The sequence below is a fragment of the Mesorhizobium koreense genome (assembly GCF_031656215.1).
Classification (GTDB): domain Bacteria; phylum Pseudomonadota; class Alphaproteobacteria; order Rhizobiales; family Rhizobiaceae; genus Mesorhizobium_L; species Mesorhizobium_L koreense.
On the sequence record NZ_CP134228.1, the window covers coordinates 2,810,918 to 2,835,789 of the forward strand.

At 64.0% G+C, this 24,872-nt stretch carries 25 protein-coding genes; 16 read left to right on the forward strand and 9 right to left on the reverse strand.

What is annotated here, in order from left to right; genetic code table 11:
• Nucleotides 1–31: 31 nt before the first annotated feature.
• Together RBH77_RS13315 and RBH77_RS13320 are read left to right on the forward strand one after the other, a co-directional pair.
• Nucleotides 32–643: a dimethylsulfonioproprionate lyase family protein gene (locus tag RBH77_RS13315; protein ID WP_311028080.1), complete on the forward strand. Its 612-nt coding sequence runs from the start codon at nt 32–34 to the stop codon at nt 641–643.
• A gap of 17 nt (nt 644–660) precedes the next feature.
• Nucleotides 661–2,115, forward strand: coding sequence for a cobyric acid synthase (locus RBH77_RS13320; RefSeq protein ID WP_311032534.1), 1,455 nt, complete (start codon nt 661–663; stop codon nt 2,113–2,115).
• A 16-nt stretch (nt 2,116–2,131) separates the two neighbouring features.
• On the opposite strand, the gene RBH77_RS13325 is transcribed toward RBH77_RS13320, so the two are convergent.
• From RBH77_RS13325 to RBH77_RS13345, 5 genes are all read right to left on the reverse strand, one after another.
• The gene (locus RBH77_RS13325) at nt 2,132–2,476 is read right to left on the reverse strand and encodes a hypothetical protein (RefSeq protein WP_311028081.1); all 345 of its coding nucleotides are present in this window, start codon (nt 2,474–2,476) and stop codon (nt 2,132–2,134) included.
• A 90-nt stretch (nt 2,477–2,566) separates the two neighbouring features.
• A complete protein-coding gene (locus tag RBH77_RS13330) occupies nt 2,567–2,905 on the reverse strand; it encodes a VanZ family protein (RefSeq protein WP_311028082.1) in 339 nt (112 codons plus the stop codon).
• A gap of 68 nt (nt 2,906–2,973) precedes the next feature.
• Nucleotides 2,974–3,810, reverse strand: coding sequence for a universal stress protein (locus tag RBH77_RS13335; RefSeq protein ID WP_311028083.1), 837 nt, complete (start codon nt 3,808–3,810; stop codon nt 2,974–2,976).
• Nucleotides 3,811–3,888: 78 nt separating this feature from the next.
• Nucleotides 3,889–5,112 (reverse strand): FAD-dependent oxidoreductase, encoded by a 1,224-nt coding sequence (locus tag RBH77_RS13340; protein WP_311028084.1) that lies wholly within the window; start codon nt 5,110–5,112, stop codon nt 3,889–3,891.
• Nucleotides 5,109–5,849 carry a competence/damage-inducible protein A gene (locus tag RBH77_RS13345; protein ID WP_311028085.1) on the reverse strand — a complete coding sequence of 247 codons (741 nt, stop codon included), beginning with the start codon at nt 5,847–5,849 and terminating at the stop codon, nt 5,109–5,111. Before RBH77_RS13345 ends, RBH77_RS13340 begins: the two co-directional genes overlap by 4 nt.
• A 190-nt stretch (nt 5,850–6,039) precedes the next feature.
• Here RBH77_RS13345 and RBH77_RS13350 point away from each other — a divergent pair, with 190 nt between their 5' ends.
• The 8 genes from RBH77_RS13350 to RBH77_RS13385 all read left to right on the forward strand — a co-directional run bounded on the left by RBH77_RS13350 (nt 6,040) and on the right by RBH77_RS13385 (nt 14,927).
• Nucleotides 6,040–7,086: a TauD/TfdA family dioxygenase gene (locus RBH77_RS13350; protein ID WP_311028086.1), complete on the forward strand. Its 1,047-nt coding sequence runs from the start codon at nt 6,040–6,042 to the stop codon at nt 7,084–7,086.
• Between the two features lie 465 nt (nt 7,087–7,551).
• Nucleotides 7,552–8,880, forward strand: a complete 1,329-nt coding sequence (gene proS / locus RBH77_RS13355) for a proline--tRNA ligase (protein ID WP_311028087.1) — start codon at nt 7,552–7,554, stop codon at nt 8,878–8,880.
• 95 nt (nt 8,881–8,975) lie between these two features.
• Entirely contained in the window at nt 8,976–10,202 is a 1,227-nt protein-coding gene (locus tag RBH77_RS13360) for a lipoprotein-releasing ABC transporter permease subunit (protein WP_311032535.1), read from the forward strand.
• Complete coding sequence (locus tag RBH77_RS13365) at nt 10,199–10,888, forward strand: ABC transporter ATP-binding protein (protein ID WP_371832776.1); 690 nt, start codon at nt 10,199–10,201, stop codon at nt 10,886–10,888. Before RBH77_RS13360 ends, RBH77_RS13365 begins: the two co-directional genes overlap by 4 nt.
• A gap of 177 nt (nt 10,889–11,065) precedes the next feature.
• Nucleotides 11,066–12,049, forward strand: coding sequence for an aldo/keto reductase (locus RBH77_RS13370; protein WP_311028088.1), 984 nt, complete (start codon nt 11,066–11,068; stop codon nt 12,047–12,049).
• 133 nt (nt 12,050–12,182) lie between these two features.
• The gene (locus RBH77_RS13375; RefSeq protein WP_311028089.1) at nt 12,183–13,811 is read left to right on the forward strand and encodes an acyl-CoA dehydrogenase family protein; all 1,629 of its coding nucleotides are present in this window, start codon (nt 12,183–12,185) and stop codon (nt 13,809–13,811) included.
• 178 nt (nt 13,812–13,989) lie between these two features.
• Nucleotides 13,990–14,532, forward strand: a complete 543-nt coding sequence (locus tag RBH77_RS13380) for a hypothetical protein (protein ID WP_311028090.1) — start codon at nt 13,990–13,992, stop codon at nt 14,530–14,532.
• Nucleotides 14,532–14,927 carry a DUF6105 family protein gene (locus RBH77_RS13385; RefSeq protein WP_311028091.1) on the forward strand — a complete coding sequence of 132 codons (396 nt, stop codon included), beginning with the start codon at nt 14,532–14,534 and terminating at the stop codon, nt 14,925–14,927. Before RBH77_RS13380 ends, RBH77_RS13385 begins: the two co-directional genes overlap by 1 nt.
• Here the strand turns inward: RBH77_RS13385 and ruvX are convergent.
• Nucleotides 14,891–15,379: a Holliday junction resolvase RuvX gene (gene ruvX, locus RBH77_RS13390; RefSeq protein ID WP_311028092.1), complete on the reverse strand. Its 489-nt coding sequence runs from the start codon at nt 15,377–15,379 to the stop codon at nt 14,891–14,893. The genes RBH77_RS13385 and ruvX overlap by 37 nt on opposite strands.
• Before the next feature lie 80 nt (nt 15,380–15,459).
• Between ruvX and RBH77_RS13395 the strand changes: the two genes are divergently transcribed.
• The 5 genes from RBH77_RS13395 (at nt 15,460) to msrA (ending at nt 20,583) form a co-directional block, all read left to right on the forward strand.
• On the forward strand, nt 15,460–16,167 hold the full coding sequence (locus tag RBH77_RS13395) for a metal-dependent hydrolase (RefSeq protein WP_311028093.1): 708 nt from the start codon (nt 15,460–15,462) through the stop codon (nt 16,165–16,167).
• Nucleotides 16,168–16,269: 102 nt separating this feature from the next.
• A complete protein-coding gene (gene gatC, locus RBH77_RS13400; RefSeq protein WP_311028094.1) occupies nt 16,270–16,557 on the forward strand; it encodes an Asp-tRNA(Asn)/Glu-tRNA(Gln) amidotransferase subunit GatC in 288 nt (95 codons plus the stop codon).
• 50 nt (nt 16,558–16,607) lie between these two features.
• The gene (gatA, locus tag RBH77_RS13405) at nt 16,608–18,089 is read left to right on the forward strand and encodes an Asp-tRNA(Asn)/Glu-tRNA(Gln) amidotransferase subunit GatA (RefSeq protein ID WP_311028095.1); all 1,482 of its coding nucleotides are present in this window, start codon (nt 16,608–16,610) and stop codon (nt 18,087–18,089) included.
• Nucleotides 18,090–18,193: 104 nt separating this feature from the next.
• The gene (locus RBH77_RS13410) at nt 18,194–19,942 is read left to right on the forward strand and encodes an adenylate/guanylate cyclase domain-containing protein (protein ID WP_311028096.1); all 1,749 of its coding nucleotides are present in this window, start codon (nt 18,194–18,196) and stop codon (nt 19,940–19,942) included.
• A gap of 131 nt (nt 19,943–20,073) precedes the next feature.
• Nucleotides 20,074–20,583 (forward strand): peptide-methionine (S)-S-oxide reductase MsrA, encoded by a 510-nt coding sequence (gene msrA, locus RBH77_RS13415; RefSeq protein ID WP_311028097.1) that lies wholly within the window; start codon nt 20,074–20,076, stop codon nt 20,581–20,583.
• A gap of 1,018 nt (nt 20,584–21,601) precedes the next feature.
• On the opposite strand, the gene RBH77_RS13420 is transcribed toward msrA, so the two are convergent.
• The gene (locus RBH77_RS13420) at nt 21,602–21,817 is read right to left on the reverse strand and encodes a DUF2842 domain-containing protein (RefSeq protein ID WP_311028098.1); all 216 of its coding nucleotides are present in this window, start codon (nt 21,815–21,817) and stop codon (nt 21,602–21,604) included.
• 149 nt (nt 21,818–21,966) lie between these two features.
• Between RBH77_RS13420 and RBH77_RS13425 the strand changes: the two genes are divergently transcribed.
• The gene (locus RBH77_RS13425) at nt 21,967–23,070 is read left to right on the forward strand and encodes a COX15/CtaA family protein (RefSeq protein ID WP_311028099.1); all 1,104 of its coding nucleotides are present in this window, start codon (nt 21,967–21,969) and stop codon (nt 23,068–23,070) included.
• On the opposite strand, the gene RBH77_RS13430 is transcribed toward RBH77_RS13425, so the two are convergent.
• Nucleotides 23,060–23,902, reverse strand: a complete 843-nt coding sequence (locus RBH77_RS13430) for an aminoglycoside phosphotransferase family protein (protein WP_311028100.1) — start codon at nt 23,900–23,902, stop codon at nt 23,060–23,062. The genes RBH77_RS13425 and RBH77_RS13430 overlap by 11 nt on opposite strands.
• Nucleotides 23,903–24,844 carry an N-acetyl-gamma-glutamyl-phosphate reductase gene (gene argC, locus RBH77_RS13435; protein WP_311028101.1) on the reverse strand — a complete coding sequence of 314 codons (942 nt, stop codon included), beginning with the start codon at nt 24,842–24,844 and terminating at the stop codon, nt 23,903–23,905.
• Nucleotides 24,845–24,872 lie beyond the last annotated feature (28 nt).

The window sequence follows — 24,872 nt, forward strand, 5'->3', positions numbered from 1 at the left end:
CGCCTGCAAAGAGGCTGTGCACGCAAGCGCCATGGAGCCGGACATTCAAAGAAAATTACTGACGAAGACGCGCGACTATCTCGCCGGTTTCAAGGAGCCCGTGCTCGCGAACTTTCTCGAAGGGGTGGATTGGTCGATGAAAGAGCGGCCACTCTTTCTGAAGCCGTTGCCGTGCCTCTGCCGCCTCGATCGGATTTTCTCGACAGCAGGCGAGAGAGAACGCGAGGTGGTCCGTGTGCTCGCGGAAAACCGAAACGCGTTCCATTGGGGGCAGACATATGTCGAGGCGGATTTCGGTCGGCACTTCATCGACAATTATGGCTGGCTGGAATTGTTTGGAACGCGCGGGCATTTCATCAATGGCGAGATGGCGGGTGGCTTCCTCGTCCTTGGCCCACATCTTCATTACCCGGACCACCATCATGCAGCGGAAGAGATTTATATTCCGCTGGTGGGAGGCGCGATGTGGCGCAAGGGCGGCGGGCCCTATGTTGAGCGCCCTGCGGGCACGTTTATCCATCATCCTTCCAATGTCAGCCACGCGATGAAAACCGGCGAGGAGCCGCTTCTGGCGCTCTACCTCTGGCGCGGCGGCCCGCTTGCTGCGCACTCCACCATCACCGGCAAGGCGGACGTCGCTTGACGAAGCCGCGCGCTATCATGCTGCAGGGTACCGGCTCGGATGTCGGCAAGACGGTGCTGGTGGCGGGCCTTTGCCGAGTGGCGCGCCGGCGCGGGCTTTCCGTGCGGCCGTTCAAGCCGCAGAACATGTCGAACAACGCCGCCGTCGCCGAAATTCCCGGCGGGGAAGAAATGGGCGAGATCGGCCGTGCGCAGTGGCTCCAGGCGCTCGCCTGCGGCGTTGCGCCGACAGTGCATATGAACCCGGTTCTGTTGAAGCCCCAGAGCGATATCGGCGCGCAGGTGGTCGTGCAGGGAAAGGTCTTCGGCGAAGCCGGAGCGCGCGACTATCAGGCGCTCAAGGGAAGGCTGCTCGACGCGGTAATGGCGTCGTGGGAGGAGGCGGGGAAGGGGGCTGATCTTGTCGTGGTCGAGGGTGCCGGCTCGCCGGCCGAAATCAACCTGCGCGACCGGGACATCGCCAATATGGGTTTTGCCACCCGCGCTGACGTGCCGGTGGTGCTGGTCGGGGACATCGACCGCGGCGGGGTGATCGCCTCCCTGGTGGGTACGCACCATATCCTGCCGGAGGAAGACCGGCGGATGATCGTAGGCTATCTCGTCAACAAGTTCCGGGGCGATGTCTCGCTCTTCGATGACGGGTTGAAGGCGATCGATCATTACACGGGATGGCCCTGCTTTGGCGTCGTGCCGTGGCTGAAAGACGCCGCGCGCCTGCCGTCTGAGGATTCGGTCGTCCTCGAACGGCTTGCTGACGGCTATCCTTCCGCGCTCAAGGTGGCGGTGCCCATGCTCGGCCGCATCGCCAATTTCGATGATCTCGACCCGTTCCGCGCCGAACCCGACGTCGAAGTCGTCTTCGTTCCGCCCGGCAAGCGCTTGCCGGTCGATGCGGGCCTCGTCGTCATTCCCGGATCGAAATCGACCATCGCCGATCTGGCGTATTTCCGCGAGAACGGCTGGGATCGCGACCTGGCCGCGCATCGGCGGCGCGGCGGCCATATCGTCGGTCTGTGCGGCGGATACCAGATGCTCGGGCGCCGGGTACTCGATCCGGACGGTGTCGAAGGCGCGGTGCGCGAAGCAGACGGGCTCGGCCTGCTCGATGTCGAGACGGTGATGGCGCCGCAAAAGACCGTCCGCAACATTGCTGCGCGCTCGGCCCGCTTCGATACGCCGATCGAAGGCTACGAAATCCATATGGGCGAGACGGATGGGGGCGATCGCGTACGGCCCGTCGCAATTGTCGACGGAAACGGGGAAGGCGCGACGTCGCCGGACGGCAAGGTGCTCGGCACCTATCTCCACGGCCTGTTCACAGCGGACGCGTTCAGGAAGAAATTCCTCGAAAGCCTGGGTATCCGCTCCGGAGACCTGGACTACCGCGCGGCGGTCGAAAACGCGCTGGACGGCGTTGCCGACGGGCTCGAAGCACATCTGGATTGCAATGCGCTGCTGGCGGCTGCTCGATAGCAGCGACGCGTTCGCCCTACGCCTTCCTGCGCTGTAGCAGTTTCTCGGCCGCGTCCTGCAACTGGGCGATTTCCTTGTCGAACTCGGCGATCGATCGCGTTCGCGTCTCGCAATAGATCATGCCGGATTCGAGGTCCTTCAGTTTCCTGTCCGACCAGTCGCTGGCGCCTTCGCCGTCGATCGCGAAGGAAAGCGTGGAAGCGTTGCCGACCGTGCGGTCGTAGCGTTCCTGAAGTCCCTTTCGTTCCTGTTCGAGTTCGATCCTGATCCCGGCAAGAAGGCTGACAATGCGTTCCGCCCGCGCGGCATCGTTATCCCGGTCGCGCTCGGCCGATCGCTGTCGAAAAAGACCCTTAAGCATGCGCTCTCCGTTTTGCGGCCGCTGCGGAAGTTCCGCGGGCCGCCGACGATAGCACAACTACCGGAATCCGTTAATGAAAGCCGTTACCGGTCAGGAGGTGCTGAGTACGAGGACCATATGCGCGGCGAGCACGCCGAGGATGCCGCCCGCCGCCTTTACCGTGGCGTCCCAGAACCTCGCATGGCGATCCGGCGTCAGATATTGCAGGGTTTCGATGCCGAATGCCGCGACCGCGATAAAGCCGACCGCCCACAGCCAACGGCGGCGATAGCCGAATCCCAGGAACAGTCCCGACACCAGGAAGCCGACGAAGCGGTCGAAGTCCGGCCCGTATCCCAGCCGCGGCCTGAGGCCGATCGGCGAGATAGTCGCAAAAACGATTGCCAGAAGGATGGACCAGCCGATGATTCGGCATGCGATGCGTATCATACCCGCTCATAACCGCCCAAACCCCGGAACGCCAGACGGTAAGCCCGCCGGAGCGAAGGCAGTTCCCGTTATCGTGACATCAGCGTGAGCGCGGGCATGGATTCGAGAACTGTTCTCGTCGCTCCGCCGAACAGCCATTCGCTCAGCCGCGAGCGGCTGTAGGCGCCCATGACGAGGAGGTCGGCGCCGGTTTCCGCCACCCTGTTGCCGATGATGGCGCCGATCGGCGTGCCGGCGGCCGTTTCGTCCCTCACGTTGACCTTCACGCCATGCCGGGCCAGCGTCTCCGCGATCTCGGCGCCGCCCGCCCAGCCTTCTTCCGATTCCGCATCTTTGTCGATGAGCAGAAGCTCGACCTTGTCCGCTCGATGCAGGAAGGGAAGGGCGTCGAATGTCGCGCGTGCCGATTCCCTTGAACCGTTCCAGGCTACAAGAGCGCGGCCGATACGTGTCGGGACCGTTCCGGCATAGGGGATGAGCAATACCGGCCGGCCGCTTTCGAAGAGGAGCGTTTCGATGCCGTCCGTGTCGCCGGCAGCACCCGGATCCACCTGCTGCACGATCACGAGATCCGACGCGCGCGCATTGGCCAGAGCGGGCTGGGCGCTCTCGCCCATGAACGTCTGCACGCTCAGCCATTCGGCGGATATCCCCTCCGCATCGGTGCGCGAGCGGAAGAGCTTCTCGATCTCCGCGGAGCGTTTGCGGTTTGCTTCGGCGGTTGCCTCGAGGAAAACAAGATCGGAGCCGACCCCTGTCGGCGATGGGTAGGGGAGAGGGATCGCCTCGGCGTGAATCCCGACGACATGACTGCCGGATGTCGATGCGAGGGGGATCGCGAAATCAAGTACGCGCCCGGCATCTGCGGGCGCCCGGAGGATTGCGGCAAGGGTTTTGAACGGCATCGTCATTCTCCTCGGACTTGCGCGATCTTATCGCGTATCCGGTTTATCGTGTATCCGGCCCTAATACCTTGATCAGGATCAATCGGCGCGTGGCGAGTGGACGTGCTCGGGCCTCACGCCGAGCCCCACCCATGAGGCGAAACGCCTTTGCAGCCAGGGGATGGCGGATACGATGCGGATCAACAGTGGCGGCTTCGGCACTTGCTCCTTGTCTTTCAGAAGAGGCGTCAGGATAAGCCGATGTGCCTGGACCTGCACGAACTGAACGACGCGGGTCGGCCAGAGCCGGCGCTCGCGTACGCGCTCCAGATCCGCATCGGTGAGCGTGTCGGCGGCGAGGCGGCCGGCCAGCAGATTAGCCGAGGCCACCGCGTCCTGTATGGCGAGATTGATGCCGATGCCGCCGACCGGCGACATGGCATGCGCGCTGTCGCCGATCATCACCAGCCCCGGCCGAGACCATTTCTCCAGCCGGTCGACGGTGACGGTCAAGAGCTTCACGTCGTCCCAGTTTGGGATCTGGTCGATATGGCCGGCGAGCCACGGCACGGCGTCCACGACCGACCGGCGGAAGGCATCGAGGCCGGCGGCGCGTATCTTCGGCGCCTCGTTCTTGGCGATGACATAGGCGCATTGCCAGTAATCGCCCCGATCTATGGTGACGACGATGCGGCCGGCGGCCGCGTTGAACAACACGTCCTCGCCTTGTTCCGGGTCGCGGTCGACGCGGAACCAGAATACGTCGATCGGCGCGCCGATGTCGACCACCTTCAGGCCGCTTGCGTCGCGAACGGTCGAATGGCGGCCGTCGGCGCCGATGGTGAGCTTCGCTGTGATCTCGATTTCACCTTCCGGCCCCTTGGCGCTGACGCCGGCGACGCGGCCGCTTTCCTCCATAAGGCCGGTGGCTTCGGTATTCATGCTGAGCGAGAACGAGGGAAGCTTTCTTGCTTCGTCGGCCAGGAAGTCGAGAAAGTCCCATTGCGGCATGAGCGCAACGAAGGGGTAATGCGCCTTGATACCGGTGAAGTCGCCGATGCGCAGATGTTTGTCGCCGAAATTACCGCCGAGACGCTCGATCTTCTCGTGCGGGCGCTTCAGCAGCCCTTCGGCAAGGCCAAGCTCATACATGATCTCCAGCGTCGAGGGGTGCACCGTATCGCCGCGGAAATCGCGCAGGAAATCGCCGTGCTTCTCCAGCACCAGCGTCTTCACCCCGGCGCGGGCGAAGAGATAGCCCGCCATCATGCCTGCCGGCCCGCCGCCGACTATGCAGCATTCGGTGTCGACGGGTGCAGTCATGCGGCCTTGCCGATGCCTGCCACCATGCCGGCGACATCGGCTTCGGCTGCGGCAAGCGCCTCGGGCGAGCGCGAGCGGATGACGAGGTCGGTCGAGAATTTGCCGTCGAACGATTTCGGATAAGATCCGATGATCGTGTCGGGATGCGCCTTCTGGATGGCCGCGAGCGCTTCCGCGACCGCGCCCTCGCCGTAGGGGCAGTGCACCGTCGCCGAGAGCAGCTTCTGCCCGGTCTTGAGCGTCGGCACGACGTTGTCCAGCATGGCCTGGAAGATCGAGGGGACGCCGGCCATGACGTAGACATTCTCCATCTGGAAGCCCGGCGCGGTGGAAATGGGGTTGCGGATATGCTTTGCGCCGACCGGCATGCGCGCCATGCGCTTGCGCGCGGCCGTCATTTCAAGCCCGCGCTTGACATAGGCCGCTTCCATCATGGCAAGCGCTTTCGCATCGTAGTCGCAGGGCACACCGAAGGCCTTCGAGATCGCGTCGGCCGTGATGTCGTCATGCGTCGGGCCGATGCCGCCGGTGGTGAAGACGTAGGCATAGCGTGGCCTTAGCGCGTTGACGGCGGCGACGATCTCGTCCTCCTCGTCGGGGACGATCCTCACCTCTTTCAGATCGATGCCGATCGCCGTCATGATGTCCGCAAGGTGGCCGACATTCTTGTCCTTGGTGCGGCCGGACAAGATTTCATCGCCGATCACGACCATCGCGGCAGTCACGGTTTCAGGCATCGAAGCGCTCCATCGAAAGGGAAGCAAGTGGTAGCGCCGACGAGCGGGCATCGCAATGGTCCCACAACCGGGCTGAAAATCCCAATCGTGGGCCCATACGACATATGGATTGTCATTGGGGGTTCAAATGCCGCAATCTATCGGGTGAGCCCGCCTGTCAAAAAAGAGCGGACTGTTGGAGGAACATGCCATGGAAATGCCACCACCCCTTATCGATTCCCCGGCCGCCTGGATCGGGGAGGAAATGGCCAGGCACAAGGAACGCTGGCTGGTCGAGCTTTCGAGCGAGGACATCGCCGAACTGGAAGCAGCGGGGAAAGCCTATCTCGAGCGGACGGACGATATCGGTGCGCTGAAGAAGGAGGATTTCCCGCTGCCGCGCCTTGCCGGGCATCTCGCTGCACTACGCGAAAAACTGGTCAACGGGATCGGCTTCGAGGTGCTGCGCGGGCTTCCGGCGGAAAATTATTCGCGGGAGCTTGCAGCGACGATCTTCTGCGGAGTCGGCTCGCATCTGGGCAGCGCGCGTTCGCAGAACGCCCAGGGCCACATCCTCGGTCACGTACGCGACACGGGCGCCAACGCCAAGGACACGAACACCCGCATCTACCAGACCGCCGAGCGGCAGACCTTCCATACGGATTCGGCCGATGTCGTCGGGCTGCTCTGCCGCCGTGACGCGAAGGAGGGCGGGGAGTCGCTTCTGGTTAGCACCGTCACGATCTACAACGAAATGCAGAAACGTCGCCCGGACCTCGTGCCGCTGCTCTTCGATCCGATCGCCACAGACCGGCGCGGCGAGGTTCCGGAAGGCCAGAAGGCTTACTTCGAAATCCCGGTCCTCAACTGGTACGGCGGCCACCTGACCGGCATGTACCAGCGGCAATATATCGACAGCGCGCAGCGCTTCCCCGACGCCATGCGCCTGACGGACCGGCATGTCGAGGCGCTGGATCTCTTCGACAACCTCGCCAACGACCCGAAGCTGCATCTCGTCATGCGGCTGCAGCCCGGCGACCTGCAATTCGTCTACAATCACTCCATGCTGCATGACCGCATGGGCTTTCTCGACTGGGCGGAACCGGAAAAGCGCCGGCACATGCTGCGGCTGTGGCTTTCGGTGCCCGGCGACCGGCCGCTGCCGGATTGCTTCAAGCAGCGCTACGGCTCGATCGAGATCGGCGACCGCGGCGGCATCATCACGAAGGACACGCGCCTCAACGCGCCGCTGGGGTAGAAACGAGAGCGGCGGGAGGGATATCCTTCCCGTCGCTCGAAGGGTTCGTCAGGGCAAAAAAAAGCAAGGCGCGAAGCCTTGCGAGATAAACGCGTCCGATCCTATTTCCGGTTTCCCGGCGGCTGCGTATCACCGCGCCAGGATCGCATCCTCCCAAGACTTTGACCGCGTAGGGGAGTGGATTTATTCTCCATTCCCTCGTTTATCAAAAAACCTTAGACCAATCCCGAACGGATTGTCACGGAAAATTTTGCGCTGAAAGGCCCTTTGATGTGCTGCGCTGCACAATCCGTCGGCGCACACCGCCCGTCGCATGGTCGGGTACGGGGCACGAAAGGGCCGCACCGTGCTCGGGTTCCCAAGCCGCCTTGAAATGGCTATGAAGCGCGTGAAATTCCCGCACGAACGCCGCCGATTCCGCCGGCCCGCATTATCAGTTTATTACAAGGACCTCGGGGCCCATCCATGCGATTGTCGCACTATTTCCTGCCCATTCTCAAAGAGAACCCGCGCGAGGCGGAGATCGTCTCGCATCGCCTTATGCTCCGTGCCGGCATGATCCGCCAGCAGGCGGCGGGCAGCTTTTCCTGGCTGCCGCTCGGCAAGCGCGTTCTCGACAACGTCGTCCAGATCATCCGCGAGGAGCAGAACCGCGCCGGCGCGCTCGAGATCATCATGCCGACCATCCAGTCGGCCGATCTGTGGCGCGAGAGCGGCCGCTACGACGACTACGGCAAGGAGATGCTGCGCATCAAGGACCGGCACGAGCGCGACATGCTCTACGGGCCGACGAACGAGGAGATGGTGACGGAGATCTTCCGCGCCTATGTGAGGTCTTACAAGGACCTGCCGCTCAACCTCTATCACATCCAGTGGAAATTCCGCGACGAGGTGAGGCCGCGCTTCGGCGTCATGCGCAGCCGCGAGTTTCTTATGAAGGACGCCTATTCCTTCGATCTCGATTATGAAAGCGCCCGCGCCGCTTATAACCGCATGTTCGTGTCCTATCTCAGGACTTTCACCCGCATGGGCCTCCAGGCGATCCCCATGCGCGCCGACACCGGCCCGATCGGCGGCGATCTTTCCCACGAATTCATCATCCTGGCCGATACGGGCGAGAGCGCGGTGTTCTGCGACCGCGAGTTCCTGGCCCTGCCGGTACCGGGGGCGGACACGAATTTCTCCGACGACGCGGAGATCGCCGGCATTGTCGAGGAATGGACTCGGCCCTACGCGGCGACCGACGACATGCATGAGGAGGCGGCCTGGGCAAAGGTGCCGGAGCCGGAGCGGCTCTCCGCGCGCGGTATCGAGGTCGGCCATATATTCCATTTCGGCGAAAAATATTCCAAGCCGATGGGGGCCAGCGTCACCGGCCCGGACGGCAAGGAGCACTTCGTCTCCGGCGGTTCCTACGGCATCGGTCCGAGCCGGCTCGTCGCGGCTATCATTGAAGCGAGTCATGACGAGAACGGTATCATCTGGCCGGAAGCCGTGGCGCCGTTCCACGTGATGCTCATCAATATGAAGCCGGGCGACAGCGCCTGTGACGCGCTCTGCGAAAAGTTGCAGGCGGCCTACGAGAAAGCCGGGCGGGAGGTGCTCTACGACGACACCGACCAGCGCGCCGGCGCGAAGTTCGCCACCGCAGACCTGATCGGCATTCCCTGGCAGGTGATCGTCGGCCCGCGCGGCGCGGCCGAGGGCACTGTCGAAGTGAAGAAGCGCGCCACCGGCGAGCGCGACGTCAAGAAGGTAGACGAACTTCTGGCCATGCTGGAGAAGGGCGCGTGACGCAGGCAGCGGCCGGCGCGGTAGCGAACGGGCGGCAGGCAAAGCAGAACGGCGTGCCGACCGCCGGCGCCGGACCGTTCTCGCTCTTCGAGCGCATGGTCGCCTGGCGCTACCTTCGCGCCCGCCGCAAGGAGACGGTGATCTCCGTGATCGCCTCTATCTCCTTCCTTGGCATCATGCTCGGCGTCGCCACGCTCATCATCGTGATGGCCGTGATGAACGGTTTCCGCGAGGAACTCCTGACGCGCATCCTCGGCGTCAACGGCCACCTGATCCTGCAGCCGATCGACCGGCCGCTGGACGACTACGACGCCGTCGCCAAGCGGATCGACGGGGTTGCCGGCGTCAAGATGGCGATCCCGCTGGTGGAGGGGCAGGTGCTCGCCTCCGGCAAGGTGGGCGCGGGAACCGGCGCGCTGGTGCGCGGCATTCGCGAGGCGGACCTGAAGAAGATCGATCTCGTCGCCAAACAACTGCACGCCGGCACGCTCGACGGATTTGACGAAAGCGGCGGCGTGGCGATCGGCGTCCGGATGGCGGAGAATCTCGGGTTGGAACTCGGCGATACGATCACGTTGATCTCGCCGGACGGGGACGTGACGCCCTTCGGCACAACGCCACGGGTCAAGGCCTATACGATCACGGCGATCTTCGACATCGGCATGTCGGAATACGATTCCACGATCATCTTCATGCCGTTCACGGAGGCGCAGGCCTATTTCAACTTCGGCGACAAGGCGCAGACCATCGAGATCTATCTCGACAATCCCGATAATGTCGACGAGATGCGGCCGAAGATTGAGCAGGCGGCGAAGCGCGAACTCTATCTGGTCGACTGGCGCACGCGTAACCAGACCTTCTTCTCAGCGCTCGAGGTCGAGCGCAACGTCATGTTCATGATCCTGACCCTGATCGTGCTGGTGGCGGCTCTCAACATCATCTCCGGCCTGATCATGCTGGTGAAGGACAAGGGCAGCGATATCGCCATTTTACGCACCATGGGCGCGACCAGCGGGGCGATCATGCGCATCTTCCTCATGGCGGGCTCGGCGATCGGGGCTGCCGGCACTCTTGCCGGCGTGGTGCTGGGCGTCGTGGTCTGCCTCAATGTGGAGCGCATCCGCGAATTCTTTTCCTGGCTATTGGGCACGACGCTGTTCAATCCTGAGCTCTATTTCCTAAGCCAGTTGCCGGCGCGCATGGATGCAAGCGAGACCATCTCCGTGGTCATCATGGCGCTGGTGCTCTCCTTCCTAGCGACGCTGTTCCCGGCGTGGCGGGCTGCCCGGCTCGATCCGGTCGAAGCGCTGAGGTACGAATGATGGCCGGCGAGTTCGTCCTCGAACTGAAGGCGGTGGAGCGCTATTACCTTCAGGGGCCGAAGAGGCTGACGATCCTGAACGGCGCGGAATTTTCGCTGAAGCGCGGCGAGATGGTCGCGCTGGTGGCGCCGTCGGGCACCGGCAAGTCGACCATGCTGCACGCCGCCGGCCTTCTCGAACGGCCGAATGGCGGCGACGTGATCGTCAACAACCGCGCCTGCGGGCGGCTTTCGGACGACGACCGCACGGCGATCCGCCGCAACGAGATCGGCTTCGTCTACCAGTTCCACCATCTGTTGCCCGAATTCTCGGCCATCGAGAACATCATGATGCCGCAGATCATCCGCGGCCTCAATCGGGCCGAGGCGCGTGAGCGGGCAGTACAACTCCTGGACTACATGAAGATCGGCAAGCGGGCCGAGCACCGGCCGGCCGAACTGTCGGGCGGCGAGCAGCAGCGCGTGGCGATCGCGCGCGCGGTTGCCAACGCGCCCCTCATCCTGCTCGCCGACGAGCCGACCGGCAATCTCGATCCCGGCACCGCAAGCTATGTCTACGAGGCGCTGGAGGCGCTGGTCCGGCAATCAGGCCTGTCGGCACTCTTCGCCACACACAACCACGAGCTTGCGGCGCGCATGGACCGCCGCGTGACACTCGCCGAAGGCAAGGTCGTGCCGCTGCGCTGAGCGCGGCGTCTATCCGCCTTTCCCGTTCCGCAATCGACCGATATCCGCTGGCCGATAAGCGGCTTGCCGGATGATCGCCTCGCGCGGCTGGCAGTCATGGCCGGAGGTGACTATAAGTCGAGTCCTCCTCCGCGCATCAGCGCGCTTCCTTTTCCAACCTGAACGGGAACAATCAGGATGCAACAACGCAAACTCGGGGCCGATGGGCCCCTCGTCGGCGCGATCGCCCTTGGCTGCATGAGCTTCGGCGGCGCCTACGGCGAGACGGACGAGGCCGAAAGCCATCGGACTCTTGCCAGGGCGCTCGAACTCGGCGTCACCTATCTCGACACGGCGAATATATATGGCATCGGGCGTGCCGAAGAGGTCATCGGCAGCTTCCTGAAAGGGAAGAAGGGAGATTTCAAGATCGCCACCAAGGCCGGCATCAAGGTCGGCCCGCCGCGCGGCTTCGACAATGCGCCGGAATACCTGCGCGAATGCCTCGAAGGTTCGCTACGGCGTCTCGGGCTCGATCATGTCGATCTGTTCTATGTTCACCGCCGCGACCAGAGCATCCCCATCGAGGACGTCGTCGAGACCCTTGTCCGCTTCAAGGAGGAGGGGAAGATCGGCGGCATCGGCTTCTCGGAGATATCGCCGGGCTCGCTCGAACGGGCCGCCGCGATGCATCCTGTTATGGCGGTGCAGAACGAATATTCCCTGTGGACCCGACTACCGGAGCTTGGCCTCGTCCAGGCGTGCGCGAGGCACGGCACGGCGCTCGTCGCCTTCTCGCCGCTCGGACGCGGCATGTTCGCCGATGTCATGCCCGATCCGACGCGCTTCCACGAGAAGGATTTCCGGCGCCGTAACCCGCGTTTCATGGAGCCTAATTTCGGCTTCAACAAGGAGAAGGTCGCCCGTTTCAACGCCTATGCGCGCGACAAGGGGCATTCGCCTTCATCGCTGGCGCTCGCCTGGGTGCTGGCCCACGCACCGCATATCATCCCGATCCCCGGCACGCGCTCTCCGGAGCATCTGGAACAGGATGCCGCCGGTGCCGACATTGTGCTGACGCCGAAGGATATGGGCGAGATCGAGGCGATCCTGCCGGTCGGTTTCGCCCATGGCGCACGCTACAGCGACCAGCAGAATATTGGCCCCGAACGTTACGGCTGACGTGGAGGGGCATGGCTGGCGAAAAAGTGCGTGTCGTCGGCCGCCAACTGCTTTCCGCCTTTCGCCTGTTCCCTAAACCGGGAGGAAAGGGTACGGATTCGACCGTGTAGGCCGCAGGACGCAGAGGATCAGCGTGACCCAGGAGGTAACCAACCAGACGCCGCCGCTTGCCGGCTCGAACGCCTGGCGCGGCGATCCGCTGCTTATCCAGCTTGCCGAGGAATTTTCCGAGCCGGTACGGCACGATCTGGACACGCTCGGCCGCTTCGTCATGACCCACGAGGCACAGGAGCTTGCGCGGCTTGCCAATAGCGAGACGCCGAAGCTCAAGACGCATGACCGTCAGGGCCGTCGTCTCGACATTGTCGAATACCACCCTGCCTATCATGCGCTGATGCGCCGCTCGATGGCGGCCGGGCTGCATTGCTCGATCTGGGAGAACGGCGAGGCGGAGACCGGCCGGCGCCACCAGATTCGTGCCGCCCGCTATTATCTCACCTCCGAACTGGAGACGGGGCATCTCTGCCCGATCACCATGACCAGCGCCTCGCTCGCGGCGCTGATGGCGAATTCGAAGCTGTTCCGCGAATGGGCGCCGCGGGTCGCGTCGCGCAAATACGATCCGAGCCAGAGGCCGCCGGTGGAGAAATCCGGCCTAACGCTCGGCATGGGCATGACGGAGAAGCAGGGTGGCACCGATGTTCGCGCCAATACGACGCGCGCCGACCGGGCGAGCGACGGCTTCTACCGCATCAACGGCCACAAATGGTTCATGTCGGCGCCGATGAGCGACGCCTTCCTGGTGCTGGCGCAGGCGGGCGAGGGGCTCTCCTGCTTTCTCGTCCCGCGCATCCTTGGCGACGGCACGGTCAACGGCTTCCGCTTCCAGCGACTGAAAGACAAGCTTGGCAACCGCTCCAACGCTTCCTCCGAGGTCGAGTTCGTCGGTACAGTCGCCGAGATGGTCGGCGAGGCGGGGGAGGGCATCCGCACCATCATGGACATGGTGACGCTGACCCGGCTCGATTGCGCGCTCGGCTCCTCGGCGATCATGCGCGCCGGGCTGACCGAGGCCGTCCATCATGCGCGTTTCCGCAAAGTCTTCGGCAACACGCTGATCGACCAACCTCTCATGCAGCGCGTGCTGGCCGACATGGCGCTCGATGTCGCCGCCGCGACCGCCCTGTCGTTCCGGCTGGCTCGCGCCTTCGACGAGGCGGCGGAGAACCGTGCCGAAGCGGCGTTCGCCCGCGCCATGACACCGGTGGTCAAATATTGGGTATGCAAGACGGCGCCGGCCCTGCTTTACGAGGCGATGGAGTGCCTCGGCGGCAATGGCTACATCGAGGAGGCGCCGCTTGCGCGCTACTATCGCGAGGCTCCCGTCAACGCAATCTGGGAAGGCTCCGGTAACGTCATGGCGCTCGATGTGCTGCGCGTGCTGAAGCGCGGGCCGGGTCTTTTCGACGAGGTCATGGAGACCATCGGGCGCGACCTCGGCATGGCGGGCGAGGGGACCGTCGGCGTGCTGCGCGCGGCTATGCAGGTGGCGCAGTCGGACGAAGGCTCGGCGCGCATGTTCTGCGAGCAACTTGCGCTCTCCGCCGCCGCCGCCGAATTGAAGCGTCTTGGCGCCGGCCGCATCGCTGACGCCTTCGTCGAGACGCGGCTCGGCGGTCAGTGGCGCACGACCTACGGTATGCTCGACGGCCGCCACGACGCGCGCATGATCCTCGATACGCTCTATCCCGAAGTGGGATAGCTCGGCGGCCAAACCGCGCTGTCCGGAAACCGAGGTGACGGTCCGAATCGACGGTGCTCGTAGTCGCGAGCCCGGTCGCCAACTTCTCCCCGCTGAAACTTTCCGTTAACCTTAACGAATGGTTTCCATTGCCCTTGTCGGCTCCACGCTCCAGTTTCCCTGAACGAGCGGGATAGCAATGAACCGGATTCTCACCCTCTTTGTCTGTCTGCACTGGGCGGCCGTCTTCGTCGCCCTGACGCTGCTTGCCGGCCTGCATGGCGGCGAGAATTTTGCCGCGGTCCTGGCCGCGATCGGCATCCAGTTCCCCGTCGATGCCATGCCGGTGCCACCTGGGCTTTGCGCGCTGCTCGCCGTGGGGTTCGGCATCGTGGCAAGCCTCTTTCTATGGACCCTTATCACCGGGTTCCTCGACCGCCGGGTGGAGGGGAACGAGGCCGACGAGGTCGCGAGCCTTGCGTTCGGAGGTGCCGTCGCTGTCTTCACGCTCGTGTTCCTCGGATGCGCGGCAGGCGCGGAGGCCATCGGGCTTTACCGGTCGATGGCGCTCGAGATCGGCGCGCTCCTGGCATCCTATCTTGCCATATGCGCGGAACGGCGCATGGCTATCGCCGCGGCGGCCGGCGCGAGCAATCCGGCGGGTGCGGCCGCGCGTAGCATGGCCCTTCATGCGGCGCATGAAAGCCTGCTCGCCCGGCTCGGCAACGGGGGACGACGCTGATGCGCTATCTGCTCATCGCCTGGGCGGCGCCGCTCGGCCTCTTCTGGGGATGGTACTTCCTTTCCCTGAACGACATGAATTTCGGCTACATCATGCTGACGCGGCAGATGCACGATTTCGTGTTCCAGATTTACGGCCAGATACTCGGGATCGACCCGGCAACCATCCCGCCGCTCGTCGCCAAGGCCTGTGTCTTTGACACGTTCTTCATCGCCGCGCTCTATGCCTTCCGGCGGCGGCGCCAGATCCGCTCATGGTGGCGGGCACGGCGTGCCCGCTCGATCGCGAACGCCATGGTTGAACAGATGGAATGGCCTGGACGCGAAGGGGGGCCGTATGCGCGGGTCGCGCTGCCGCCCTATGCCGGAGGCTCCACCCGACGCCCAAGCGCCTGAAGGCGGTCGAGCACGCCTTGCAGGATGAAGGAAGCGGCGGCGGAATCGATCCGTCCTTCCCTCTTCTTCCGCGAAACGTCCATTTCGATCAGCGCCCTGTCCGCCGCGACGGTCGAAAGCCGCTCGTCCCAGAAGGCGAAGGGCAGGTCGGTCAGCCTTTCCATGTTGCGGACGAAGGCGCGGCTCGCCTGTGCGCGCGGGCCTTCCGAGCCGTCCATGTTGACGGGCAGGCCGACGACGATCCCGCCCGCATTCTCCGCATGTACGGCCGCCAGCAACTTCTCCGCGTCGAGGGAGAATTTTTTCCTGACGATCACGGGCCGCGGATGCGCGAAGGCGAGCGAGCGGTCCGATACCGCAAGCCCGATCGTCTTCGTACCGAGATCGATGCCGGCCAGCACCTTTCCCGGCGGCAGTCCCCGCAGCAATTCGTCAACCGACTGGACCGACACTTTTCTTTGGCTTTCCTTTGACCTTGCTGCCGGCCGTTCTATTCTCCGTGCAACCGAAAATCGAGCGGGAGAAATTTTTCATGAAGATCACCTGGTACGGCCATTCCGCGTTCCGCGTCGAAGCGGGCGCCGCTAAAATCCTGATCGACCCGTTCCTCACGGGCAATCCCTCATGGGACAAGGGCTGGGAGGGGCCGGCCGAGGGCGTTACCCATGTCCTCCTCACCCATGGCCATAACGACCATGTCGGCGACACGCTCGCCATCCTGAAGAAGACGGGCGCCATGCTGGTCGCCAATTTCGAGATCTGCATGTACCTCGTCGGGCAGGGCGCGGATCAGGGCAAGATCAACCCGGGCAACCATGGCGGCACCGTCGATTGCGGCGGCTTCACCACGACCTTCGTTGCCGCCTGGCATTCGTCTTCTTTCGGCGGCGAGGGCGGCACGAACACGTATCTCGGCAATCCGGGCGGGCTCGTCCTGCATTTCCCGGGAGACAAGACACTCTACCACATGGGCGACACCGACATCTTCTCCGACATGGCGCTCATCAACGAGTTGCACGAGCCGAAGATCGGCCTCGTGCCGATCGGCGACCGATTCACGATGGGCGGTGCGGTTGCGGCGCTTGCCTGCCGGCGCTTCTTCAAGTTCGAGACAGTGCTGCCGTGCCATTACGGCTCCTTCCCGATCATCGACCAGACGGCCGAGAAGTTTGTGGCCGGCATGGACGGCTCGGGTGTCGAGGTCCTGACGCCTGAACCCGGCGGCATGGTCTCGCTGTAGCGCAAATCTCCACGGGTACCCGGCGGCGATGCCGCGGCGGGCGATATTGCGCCAGGACGCCGCCGTCGCTATGACGCGCCTTGATTTCCGCCGGAGAAGAAGATGTCGGTCACCATCGATACCGTGAAGCGCGTGGCGAAACTTGCCCGCATCGCCGTCGACGACGAGGACGCCGAGCGCATGACGGGCGAGCTCAACGCCATCCTCGGCTTCGTCGAGCAATTGAACGAGGTCGACGTCTCCGGAGTGGAGCCGATGACTTCCGTCATCCCCATGGAGTTGAAGGAGCGGCAGGATATCGTGACGGACGGCAACAAGGCCGGCGACATCGTCGCCAACGCGCCGGCGACGGAGGAGAATTTCTTCCTTGTGCCGAAGGTCGTTGAATAGACCTCTCGACCGGCCCCGCCGTTTTCCCTTCATACGAAGAAGATTGCCTGATGAGCGAACTTGTTAAACTGACGATTGCCGAGGCCCGCGCGAAACTGCGCGCGAAGGAGATCACCTCCGCCGAACTGACGGACGCCTATCTTTCCGCGATCGACGTGGCAAACCCCGCGCTCAACGCCTATGTCGCCGTTACGCATGACCGCGCTCGCGAAATGGCGCAGGCTTCCGATGAACGGATCGCCGCCGGAAAGGTTGGAGCACTGGAAGGTATCCCGCTTGGCATCAAGGACCTCTTTGCCACCGAAGGTTTCCACACGCAGGCGGGCTCGCACATCCTCGACGGCTTCAAGCCGCGTTACGAATCGACAGTGACGACGAACCTCTGGGCCGATGGTGCGGTCATGCTCGGCAAACTCAACATGGATGAGTTCGCCATGGGCTCGTCCAACGAGACCTCCTATTACGGCCCGGTCGTCAATCCGTGGCGTGCCAAGGGCGACAACAAGGCGCTCGTTCCTGGCGGCTCTTCCGGCGGCTCGGCGGCTGCGGTCGCCGCGTGGCTCTGCGCTGGCGCCACCGCCACCGATACGGGCGGCTCCATCCGCCAGCCTGCCGCCTTCACCGGCACGGTCGGCATCAAGCCGACCTATGGCCGTTGCTCGCGCTTCGGCATTGTTGCCTTCGCCTCCTCGCTCGACCAGGCCGGCCCGATCGCGCGCGACGTGCGCGACGCCGCGATCATGCTGAGATCGATGGCCTCCGTCGATGCGAAGGACACCACCTCGGTCGATCGCCCCGTGCCGGATTACGAGGCCGCGCTCGGCGGTTCGGTCAGGGGCATGAAGATCGGCGTTCCGAAGGAATACCGCATGGACGGCATGCCGGCGGAGATCGAGACGCTCTGGCAGCAGGGCATCGCCTGGCTGAAGGATGCAGGAGCCGAGATCGTCGATATCTCGCTGCCGCACACGAAATATGCGCTGCCGGCCTATTACATCGTCGCGCCGGCCGAGGCTTCCTCCAACCTCGCGCGCTATGACGGCGTGCGCTACGGGTTGCGCGTGCCGGGCAAGGACATCGTCGACATGTATGAGCGGACGCGCGCCGCCGGCTTCGGCCGCGAGGTGAAGCGCCGTGTCATGATCGGCACCTATGTGCTCTCGGCCGGCTATTACGACGCCTATTACGTACAGGCGCAGAAAGTGCGCACGCTCATCAAGAAGGATTTCGAGGACGTCTTCGCTTCCGGTGTCGAGGCGATCCTGACGCCGGCGACGCCGTCCGCCGCCTTCGGCATCGCCGACCAGGACATGGCTTCCGATCCGGTGAAGATGTACCTGAACGACGTCTTCACGGTGACGGTCAACATGGCAGGCCTGCCGGGCATCGCGGTTCCCGCCGGCCTCGACGGGCGCGGCCTGCCGCTCGGCCTGCAACTGATCGGCCGGCCCTTTGAGGAAGAGACGCTTTTCCGCACGGCCGCGATCATCGAGAAGGCCGCCGGGCGCTTCGAACCGCAGAAGTGGTGGTGAGGATCGGCCTTCTTCACGCCCGGCAGCCGCCGCCTCCGAACTTTGCCTTTGGCCGATGATTGCGCATGTTCTAGAGTAGGCGGGAACCGCGGACCCGGAAGATCGTGCACGATCCACAACTCGCAAAAAGACTGGCCGCCGTTCTCGTCGCCGATGTCGCCGGCTATGCGCGGCTGATGGAGAGTGACGAGGCCGCGACCTATGCGGCCTGGCGCAGCGCCCGCGCCGAAGCGATCGAGCCGGCTGTCACCCGCAATGGCGGCCGCATCGTCAAATTCACCGGCGACGGGTTTCTGGCAGAGTTCCCGACCGCGGAATCCGCGCTCGCCTCCGCGGTGGATGTCCAGAAGGGATGGACGGGGCGTGATCCTCTCAAGCTGAGGATCGGCATTCACCTCGGCGATGTCGTCCTGGAGGAGGGCGACATCTACGGCGCCGGCGTCAATATCGCGGCACGGCTGGAGACGCTCGCCGAGCCGGGCGGCATCTGCATATCCGGTACCGTGCATGACCTTGTCCGGCGCCAAGCGGGCATCGTGTTCAGCGACGGCGGCGATACGCAACTGAAGCACATCGACCAACCGGTCCGCATCTGGCGGGCAGGTGCCGCGCAATTCGCCACCAACGGCCCTTCCGTGCCGGCTCCATCCGATGCGGCGGCGCAGCGGCCAAGCATCGCCGTCCTGCCCTTCGCCAATATGTCGGGCGACACGGAGCAGGAATACTTCGCCGACGGACTGACGGAAGATCTCATTACCGAGCTTTCGCGCACCGGCGCTCTCTTCGTCATCGCGCGCAACTCGACATTCGTCTACAAAGGCCGTGCCGTGAGCATTCCCGACATCGCCCGGGAACTTCGGGTGCGTTACGTGCTCGAAGGCAGCGTGCGCAAGGCCGGCAGCCGCGTCCGTGTTACGGCGCAGCTCATAGAGGGCGGCACGGGCGGGCATCTCTGGGCGGAACGCTATGACCGCGACCTGACCGACATTTTTGCCGTCCAGGACGAAATCACGGCCAGCATCACCCAGGCGCTTGCGGTCAGCCTGTCCCTCGAGCCGAACCGTACGAGCGCCGGGACCGCCAATATCGAAGCCTACGATCTTTTCCTCAGAGGCCGTGACCTCGCCTGGCAGTTGAAGCAATCGGGGAGCGAAGAGGCCGCCGCGCTGGTCGAGCGTGCCATTGCGCTCGATCCCGGCTATGCCCGAGCCTATGCGCTTCTGGGTCATATCAAGCTCACCGCCTGGCTTAACCGGTGGGGGCCCGATCCGGCCGCGAGCGAAAGGCAGGCCCTGGAACTCGGCCAGAAGGCGATCGGCCTGAACGCGTTCGATCCGTTCGGTTATTGGGTGGTCGCCTCCGTCCATTTGTGGCGCAAGCAGTTCGAAGTGGCGCTCGCCCTGACGGAGCGCGCGCACGAGCTCGATCCCGGCTTCGTTCCGATCTTTGCGAGCATGGGCGGCGCACTGCTCGGCCTTGGTCGCGCGCAGGAGGCGCTCGACGCATTCGAAACCATGCAGCGCGCCGATCCTCTTGCACCGCCGATCGTGCTGCATTTCCGCGCCCGCGCGCTCTTCCTCCTCGATCGGCTGGAGGAAGCGGCCGCGCTGCTCGAGGAGCGCATCGCCCGCAACCCCGAGACCGATGTCAGCCGCGCCCTGCTTGCGTCTGCCTATGGCCATCTGGGCAGGTTCGACGAAGCGAAGGCGGTCTGGGCGGAACTGTTCAAGACCAATCCGGACTATTCGCTTGCGCAGCGCAAGAGCATGCTTTCGGATCAGGAATACGAGAAACTGGCCGCCGGCATTTCCAAAGCCGGGTTGATCGAGCCGCGCCAAGGGTCGGTCGATTGACATAATCGTGAGGCAGGGGCTGCGCTTCAGGATTGGACTTCCGGCGGCCGAACGACCATTTAATGCGTAACGAAGCGTGTTCGGCTTTGTCGGGTGCGCTTTGAATTTTCAACGAACCTGGAGGATTTTCGATGAGCGAAGAACGTGCCGTCCTGGCGGGCGGATGCTTCTGGGGCATGCAGGATCTCATACGCCGCCTTCCAGGCGTGATCTCGACCCGCGTGGGCTATAGCGGCGGCGACGTGCCGAACGCGACCTACCGCAACCACGGCACCCATGCTGAAGCGATCGAGATCGTCTTCGATCCCGAGAAGACCAGTTACCGGGAATTGCTGGAATTCTTCTTCCAGATCCACGATCCATCCACGCGGAACCGGCAGGGCAACGATATGGGCACCAGCTACCGTTCAGCGATTTTCTATGCGAGCGACGAGCAGAAGAAGGTGGCCGAGGATACGATCGCCGACGTGAATGCTTCCGGCCTCTGGCCGGGCAAGGTCGTCACCGAGGTGACGCCGGTCGGCGATTTCTGGGAGGCCGAACCGGAGCACCAGGATTATCTGGAGCGTTACCCGAACGGCTATACCTGCCATTTCCCTCGGCCCAATTGGAAATTACCGCGCCGCGCCGACGCCGCCTGAGCGAAGCGCGGGGCGTTAACGCTCCGTCGTTCTGGATAGGCGTCGGCCTCTCTATCTTCGTCATTCCAGGGCGAAGCAGTCGCGTTAGCGGCATCGCGAAGACCCTGGAATCCGTGCCTGAGACAGGACGGCAACGCGTTGAGGGTGCAGAAGCGGGGTTGCCTTCTGCAGCGCCAGTGTGTGGCCGCGACGCTCCGGCATGGATTCCCGGTCTCCGCAGTTCGCTGCGCTCCTGTTCCGCCCGAAAATGACGAAGGCGGAAAGGCTCTCACTTCGTTTGCGAAGGCCGGTAGCGGCGGAAATGCAGGCGAAAACGTGGACAGGATCGCGCAGGCGGTTTTCGTAACTCTCTGATCCAGTTGCCTTTCCGTATTTTCTTCGCCTGTCTTTCTCCACGCCTTCCGCCCATCCTTCATAATCCCCGTCAGTTCCTCCCATCGGGAACACCGATCATGACGGTGATTGCGTGGGGAGGGACCGGCGCCTCCGCCTTGATGCTGACGTGGCATTGCGGCCGGGGAGGTCCTGCCGGGAGGTTCCCCTGGGGGCACTATGACCCCTGCGTGTCGGAAAGAGGCACACAGACCCGAGACAGAAGAGCGCTTCGGGAGCAGCGGAACAGGCGGGAATAGAAATCGCCGGACGGACGGCCGCAAGGTCGCACGTAAATTGCTTAGATGAGCGAGCCTGCGGCCGCCCGTCTTTCCCGGACTTTGCAATGGCCAGACGGTGAGAACCGGGCGTGGCGAGGGTGGAGCATGTGCGACATAAATGAGGATAGTCCTCCGCCCCTTCGCACCCATGTCCGGCAGGACAGAGGGGGGTGCGCAGGGGCGGAGGACAAGCAACGATGTCCACAACGACAATGAGTTTCAGGCACACGCATCCCAGAAGCGCCCGACCGGGCGTCGTGGCTCGTGCCACGCCCCCGCGGAGCCCAGCCGCGTCAGCGGCGTACGGGCGTGAGCGAAAACAAACCCACGTGAGCGAAACACCCCCAAAGCGAAAGCAAAAGCTTTCAGGAGCGCTTTTTGGGCGTGCCGTACATCCATTTGACGATGAGCATCGCGGGCAACACCCAGAGCAGGCCGGACAGCAGGAAATAGGCGAAATGGACCAAGCCGCTCGACTGGGCTAGTTTCGCTTCGGCCACCACCATCGCCGCCACCGCGTAGACGATGACGAGCAGGACGATGAGGAACGAGCCGATAAGGCGCTTGATGCGAGGATGCATGAAATCTCCTTCGGCGCCCTCATAAGCGTTGGACCGTGTCCGTGCAACGCGCCGGCGCGCTTTGCGCGACGGCATGTCGCGTTGCTGGCGCTCCGCTTTGCCGGCGCACGGTGCTATGCCACCGGCAATTGCGGCTCCTGAGGCAGACGATGACGGCAGCAACAGCCCTTGATGCGACACGCCCTTCCGCGCAGGAACAGGGCCGGATCGCGCGCAATCGCGCGCTGGTGCGCGGGTGGCTCTATGTCGTCGCCGTGGTGCTGTTCGGGCTCTTCCTCGTCGGCGGCGCGACGCGGCTCACCAATTCCGGCCTTTCCATCACCGAATGGCAGCCGATCCACGGCGTCATCCCGCCGTTGAACGACGCGGAATGGCAAGAAGAGTTCGCGAAATACAAGCAGATCCCGGAATATAAGGTGCTGAACCGCAACATGGACCTCGCCGGCTTCAAGCACATCTTCTGGTGGGAGTGGACGCACAGGTTGATCGCGCGCAGCGTCGGTTTCATCTTCGCCATCCCGCTGATCCTGCTGTGGGTGGCCGGCTGCATTGAGCGGAAACTGAAGCCCCGGCTCGTCGGCATATTGGCGCTTGGCGGCCTGCAGGGCGCGATCGGCTGGTGGATGGTGATGTCCGGGCTTGCCCATCGCACCGATGTCAGCCAGTACCGGCTTGCGATCCACCTGACGACGGCCTGCCTGATCTTCATCGCCACGCTTGCCGTCGCGCGCGGGCTCGCGCCGCACAGCGAAAAGCCTGCGCCGCGCAAGCTCCAGATTTTCGCCGGCGTGGTGGTCGCGCTGGTGCTTTTCCAGATCTATCTCGGCGCGCTGGTGGCGGGCACGAATGCCGGCTTCTCCTATAACACCTGGCCGCTGATGGACGGCAGGGTCGTGCCGGATGGGCTGTTCGTGCTGGAACCGGCATGGCGCAACCTCTTCGAGAACCCGAAGACGGTGCAGTTCATCCACCGTTGCGGCGCCTATCTGGTCTGGATCGTGGCGCTGGCGCACATGATCTTCGCCCTCAGCCGTGCCCCGAAAACGACGCATGCAAGACGCGCCGCCGTGCTCTTCCTGCTCGTGACATTGCAGGCGGCGCTCGGCATCACGACGCTTCTGATGCAGGTGCCGCTCGATCTAGGGCTGGCGCATCAGGCGATGGCGCTGGTCGTGCTCGCTTTCGCCACCGCGCACTGGCGCGGCACCAAGGGGGCGTATCCGGTGGAGGAAGCGGCTGCCGCTAGAAGCTGAGCGCCCGCACCTGCCGGATCGCTTCGGCGACGGCCAATTCGCGCTTCTCGTCCTTGTCGTTACCGTCTTCCGCATGCCACGCGGCGGAGAGGCACCCATAGGCTATCGCATGGTCGAGGATATTCCGGACATCCTGCCCGAGCGTCTTCGAGAAGGTCTCCGCCATTCGCGCGATGCGTTCCGGATCGAGACAGAGATCGTCGCGGTCGAGCGGATTGTAGAACATGTTGGCCGCATCGAAGGCAGGGTCGCCGAGCACGCCTTTCGGATCGATCGCCAGCCAGCCGCGTTTGCTGCAGAGGATGTTTTCGTGATGAAGGTCGCCGTGCAGCGGCCGGATATCATGCGGGGCGGCGAGGACCGTTTCGGCGATATTGGCCGCCTGGGCGTAAAGCGTCGTCCGCCCCGCAGTCCGATCGGCCTTCGCCTTTCGAAAAAGGCTGGAGAAGCGTTCGCGGAGCGGCTGAAGATCGGGCGGGAAAGCCCGGTCCGAAGGCGACAGGAGTCGAGTCATCACCTCGGCCGCGATGTCCGTCGCAGTCGCGTCGCCTTCCGTATCGAGGACATGCGAAAGCATCGTCTCGCCGGCATATTCCAGCAGCATGGACTGCCCCTCGAGGCCGAGCAGCCGCACCGTCCCTTCGCCGTTCCGCCATGCCAGATAGTGCGCGCCGCGCAATTCGTCCTCGACATCGTCGAAGGGCTTCAGCGCCTTGATGACCGCGTGCAGGCCATCGCGCAGCCACACCTTCCAGACATGGCTGCTGAAGGTGTCGGCAATGAGAACAGGATCACGGACTTCCCAGCGAGCGGGAAAGGCGGGAACGTCCATTCAGTGCCGGGTGTTGCCGAGCATCAGATCCATGTTCTGCACGGCCGCGCCCGAGGCGCCCTTGCCGAGATTGTCGAGCAGCGCGACGATATTGACCTGACCTTGGCCGGGCGTGCCGAATACGTAAAGGCGCATGCGGTCGGTGCCGTTCAGTTCGGTCGGATCGAGGCGCGCAAGCTTCGCGCTCGCCTCGAGCGGGATGACCTCCACGATGTCCTGCCCGGCATAGTGCGCGGCGAGCGCGCCATGGACGTCCTCCATCGAGGGCGCGCCGTCGAGGTCGCCGAGATACAACGGTACCTGCACGATCATGCCCTGCGCGAAGCGGCCCACACTCGGCGCGAAGATCGGCTTGCGGTCGAGCAGGCCATGCACCTGCATCTCCGGCACATGCTTGTGCTGCAAGGTCAGTCCGTAGAGGAAATGCGGCGCGGCGATGTAGTCCGGGTTCTCCGCGTTCTCCATCTGCGCAATCAACTGCTTGCCGCCGCCGGTGTAGCCGGAAACGGCGTTGACGGCGACCGGGTAGTCGGAAGGCAGCATGCCGGCCGTAACCAGCGGCCGCACGAGCGAAATGGCGCCGGTCGGGTAGCAGCCGGGATTGGCGACCAGCCGCGCTTTGGCGATGCGCTCGGGCTGGCCCTCGGTCATCTCGGCGAAGCCGTAGGCCCAGTCGGGATTGACTCGGTGCGCGGTAGAAGTGTCGATGACGCGCGTGGAATTGTTGCCGTCGAGCAGCGAGATGGCCTCGCGTGCGGCGGCGTCCGGCAGGCAGAGGATGGCGATGTCGGCCTGGCGCAGGAAATCGGCGCGCGCGGCAGCGTCCTTGCGGTGCTCCTCGGGGATGGACAGGATGTCGAGATCGCGGCGTTCGGCCAGCCGCGCCCGGATTTGCAGCCCGGTTGTGCCGTGTTCGCCGTCGATGAAGATTTTCGCCGTCATGGTGGTCGCTCGCTCCGATGGTCATGGG

Bases quoted from the DNA above. Each gene is read 5' to 3' on its own strand.
- gatC (WP_311028094.1), top strand. From the start codon at position 16,270: ATGTCGGTCACCATCGATACCGTGAAGCGCGTGGCGAAACTTGCCCGC.
- msrA (WP_311028097.1), top strand. From the start codon at position 20,074: ATGAGCGAAGAACGTGCCGTCCTGGCGGGCGGATGCTTCTGGGGCATG.
- RBH77_RS13385 (WP_311028091.1), top strand. From the start codon at position 14,532: ATGCGCTATCTGCTCATCGCCTGGGCGGCGCCGCTCGGCCTCTTCTGG.
- RBH77_RS13350 (WP_311028086.1), top strand. From the start codon at position 6,040: ATGGAAATGCCACCACCCCTTATCGATTCCCCGGCCGCCTGGATCGGG.
- argC (WP_311028101.1), bottom strand. From the start codon at position 24,844: ATGACGGCGAAAATCTTCATCGACGGCGAACACGGCACAACCGGGCTG.
- RBH77_RS13380 (WP_311028090.1), top strand. From the start codon at position 13,990: ATGAACCGGATTCTCACCCTCTTTGTCTGTCTGCACTGGGCGGCCGTC.
- gatA (WP_311028095.1), top strand. From the start codon at position 16,608: ATGAGCGAACTTGTTAAACTGACGATTGCCGAGGCCCGCGCGAAACTG.
- RBH77_RS13340 (WP_311028084.1), bottom strand. From the start codon at position 5,112: ATGACTGCACCCGTCGACACCGAATGCTGCATAGTCGGCGGCGGGCCG.
- RBH77_RS13360 (WP_311032535.1), top strand. From the start codon at position 8,976: ATGGTCGCCTGGCGCTACCTTCGCGCCCGCCGCAAGGAGACGGTGATC.
- RBH77_RS13330 (WP_311028082.1), bottom strand. From the start codon at position 2,905: ATGATACGCATCGCATGCCGAATCATCGGCTGGTCCATCCTTCTGGCA.
- RBH77_RS13345 (WP_311028085.1), bottom strand. From the start codon at position 5,849: ATGCCTGAAACCGTGACTGCCGCGATGGTCGTGATCGGCGATGAAATC.
- RBH77_RS13325 (WP_311028081.1), bottom strand. From the start codon at position 2,476: ATGCTTAAGGGTCTTTTTCGACAGCGATCGGCCGAGCGCGACCGGGAT.
- proS (WP_311028087.1), top strand. From the start codon at position 7,552: ATGCGATTGTCGCACTATTTCCTGCCCATTCTCAAAGAGAACCCGCGC.
- RBH77_RS13320 (WP_311032534.1), top strand. From the start codon at position 661: ATGCTGCAGGGTACCGGCTCGGATGTCGGCAAGACGGTGCTGGTGGCG.
- RBH77_RS13430 (WP_311028100.1), bottom strand. From the start codon at position 23,902: ATGGACGTTCCCGCCTTTCCCGCTCGCTGGGAAGTCCGTGATCCTGTT.
- RBH77_RS13315 (WP_311028080.1), top strand. From the start codon at position 32: ATGGAGCCGGACATTCAAAGAAAATTACTGACGAAGACGCGCGACTAT.
- RBH77_RS13370 (WP_311028088.1), top strand. From the start codon at position 11,066: ATGCAACAACGCAAACTCGGGGCCGATGGGCCCCTCGTCGGCGCGATC.
- RBH77_RS13365 (WP_371832776.1), top strand. From the start codon at position 10,199: ATGATGGCCGGCGAGTTCGTCCTCGAACTGAAGGCGGTGGAGCGCTAT.
- RBH77_RS13420 (WP_311028098.1), bottom strand. From the start codon at position 21,817: ATGCATCCTCGCATCAAGCGCCTTATCGGCTCGTTCCTCATCGTCCTG.
- RBH77_RS13335 (WP_311028083.1), bottom strand. From the start codon at position 3,810: ATGCCGTTCAAAACCCTTGCCGCAATCCTCCGGGCGCCCGCAGATGCC.
- RBH77_RS13425 (WP_311028099.1), top strand. From the start codon at position 21,967: ATGACGGCAGCAACAGCCCTTGATGCGACACGCCCTTCCGCGCAGGAA.
- RBH77_RS13395 (WP_311028093.1), top strand. From the start codon at position 15,460: ATGAAGATCACCTGGTACGGCCATTCCGCGTTCCGCGTCGAAGCGGGC.